Annotated in this window: 3 protein-coding genes; 2 read left to right on the top strand and 1 reads right to left on the bottom strand. The window is 76.4% G+C overall.

Going from position 1 to position 2,635, the window contains the following annotated elements; translation table 11 throughout:
- Positions 1–23: 23 nt before the first annotated feature.
- A complete protein-coding gene (locus ACTUAL_RS32310) occupies positions 24–1,232 on the top strand; it encodes a glycosyltransferase (protein WP_440902884.1) in 1,209 nt (402 codons plus the stop codon).
- Positions 1,233–1,327: 95 nt separating this feature from the next.
- Here the strand turns inward: ACTUAL_RS32310 and ACTUAL_RS32305 are convergent, their stop codons facing one another.
- A complete protein-coding gene (locus ACTUAL_RS32305) occupies positions 1,328–1,570 on the bottom strand; it encodes an acyl carrier protein (RefSeq protein ID WP_096494008.1) in 243 nt (80 codons plus the stop codon).
- Positions 1,571–1,749: 179 nt separating this feature from the next.
- On the opposite strand from ACTUAL_RS32305, the gene ACTUAL_RS32300 reads away from it, so the two are divergent.
- A partial coding sequence (locus tag ACTUAL_RS32300; RefSeq protein ID WP_440902883.1) for an SDR family oxidoreductase occupies positions 1,750–2,635 on the top strand: 886 nt, incomplete at its 3' end.

The raw sequence follows: 2,635 nt of genomic DNA, 5'->3' as shown, positions 1-2,635 counted from the left end.
GGCCCCAGCACGGAGGAAGACAGTTGCGCGTTCTGTTCACCGTCACCGGGGCCCCGTCGCACGCGCACGAGATGCTCGTGCTCGGGCGCGCGGTCCTGGACGCCGGGCACGAGGTGCTCGTGGCCACGGCCCCCAGCGCCGCGCCCGGCCTGCGGGGCCGCGGCCTGCCCTCGGTCGAGGCGCTGCCCGACCAGGCGAGGTTCTGGGTGGAGCGGCTCGGGGGCGTCGCGCCACCGGCCAGGCCGGGCACGGACTACCCCGGCGTCGCCGCGATCGTCGACGTCATCGCGGGCAGGCCGCTGCTGCGGGAGGCGCTGACCGGGCTGCGCCCCGTCGTCGACCGCTTCCGGCCCGACCTGGTCCTGCGCGACGGCATGGAGCTGGCCGGCCTGCTCGTCGCGGAGGAGCGCGGGCTGCCCTGCCTGACCGTGCCCTCGGGCACGACGAACCAGCTGGACCCGGCCGCCGTGCTGCCCCGGCTCAACGAGCGCCGCGCCGAGCAGGGCCTGCCCACCTCGGCCGACCCGCTCGGCGCGCACCGGCACGGCCACGTCGACTGCCTGCCGCGCGAGTACTCGCTGCTCGGCGTCCCGCTCAGCCCGTGCCTGGCCTACCGGCCGCCGTCGCCCGACGGCCGGTCGCTGCCCGCGTGGGTGGCCGACCTGGACCCGTCCCGCCCGCTGGTGTACGGGGCGGTCGGCATCGCGCTGGCCGCCCTGTGGCGCCGCGACGACGTGACCGCGCTGGTCGCCGATCCGGTGGAGGCGCTGGGCGGCCTCGTGGCGGCCCTGTCCGAGGTGGACTGCGCCGCGGTGGTGTCCACCGGGGGCATCCCGGTCGACCGCGTCCCGCCGGGCGCGCCGCACGTGCGCGTGGTCGAGCGGGCGCCCCAGCCGCTGCTGCTGGAGTGCGCGCAGCTGTTCGTCACCCACGCCGGGGCCAACAGCGTGCGCGAGGCGGTGCGGGCGGGGGTGCCCATGGTCGCCGCCCCGCTGTTCGGCGACCAGCCGCACAACGCCGCCAGGGTCGCCGCGCTGGGGCTGGGCGTGCGGGTGGTGGACGGCTCGCCCGCCGACCTGGCGGACGCCTGCCGGACCGTGCTGGCCGATCCCCGCTTCACCGCGAGGGCGCGCCACGCGCGCCGGACCCTGCTCGCGCTACCCCCGGTGGGCGAGGTGGTGACCCGCCTGGAGCAGATCGCCGACGCCGCGCGGAGCGTCGCGGTGGTGTGATCGCGCGGGTCAGCGGGCGGGCGAGCGCGGTCCCCGGCCGACCCCCCGGCGGGGGACCGCACTGGTGTACACAGTGGACAGTCCTTCGCGGACGGTCAGCTCATCGCCGGGCCGGACTCGCTGCTGCCGGTCAGCTCGGCCAGGAACCGGTGGCACTCCTTGGCGCGCGCGGCGTCCTCGTCCATGACGCGGCGGAAGAAGTCCGCGATGTCCTGGCGGCCCGCGTTGTCGGCGTCGCGGACGTACTGGCCGTAGTCGTGCCCCGCCTTGAGGGAGTGGTACTGCACCGAGATCAGGTCGAAGCTGACGTCGTCGAAGCCGGTCTCACCGGTGGCCATGGGTCTCCTCCTCCGCTGGTCGGTCCTGCCTGTCGCGGTGGGAACTACCCGTGAACCGGGCGGCTATGCGCGGGGGAACCCGATGGCGCAATTCCTCGCCGGACACCCCTCCGGGACGCGTGGACGGCGTTCCTCCGGGTACCCGCCGCATTTCGCGATCCGGGACGAGGAGAGGTCACATGCCCAGGAGGTTGGCGGAGCAGGTCGTCGTCGTGGTGGGCGCGTCGTCGGGGATCGGGCGGGTCACCGCGCTGCGGTTCGCGGCTGCGGGGGCGCGCGTGGTGTGCGCGGCGCGCAACACCCGCGCCCTGGACGGGCTGGTCGAGGAGGTCCGGGGCGCGGGTGGGCGGGCGGTCGCGGTGACGGCGGACATCGCCGACGAGGCGGCGGTGCGCGCGGTCGCCGAGGTGGCGGTGGAGCGGTTCGGGCGGGTGGACACCTGGGTCAACGCGGCCGGGATCGGGGTGTACGGGCGGGTGGAGGACACGCCCGCCGGGGAGTTCGACCGGGTGATGCGGGTCAACTACCTCGGGCACGTGCACGGGGCCAAGGCCGCGCTGCCCGCGCTGCGCCGGGCGGGCGGGGGAGTGCTGATCGGGGTCGCGTCCGTGCTCGGCCTGCGCTCGGCTCCGCTCCAGGCCCCGTACGCGGCCAGCAAGGCGGCGGTGCGGGCGTTCTACGACGCGCTGCGGGTGGAGCTCGCCCACGACGGCGAGCCGATCGCGGTCACCGCCGTGCTTCCCGCCGCGATCAACAGCCCGTTCTTCGAGCACTGCCGCAGCCGCGTCGGCTCGCTGCCCAAGCCGCCGCCGCCGGTGTACGCGCCGGAGCTGGTCGCCGAGGCCGTGCTGCGCGCCGCCGAGCGCCCCCGCCGCGAGGTGCCGGTGGGCGACGCTGCGCTCGCGTTCTACCTGGGGCAGCGGCTGTTCCCGGCGCTCACCGACGCGCTGATGTCGGTGCGCGCGGTCGGCCGGTCGGGGATGCGGTCCGAGCTGCCGGACAACGGGGTGGACAACGTGGACTCGCCGGTGGACGAGGACGGGCGGGTGCACGGGTCCTACCCCG

This window comes from Actinosynnema sp. (assembly GCF_052038725.1).
Note: the sequence above shows the minus strand (reverse complement) of the source record. Positions and strands in the feature narration are given on the sequence as shown.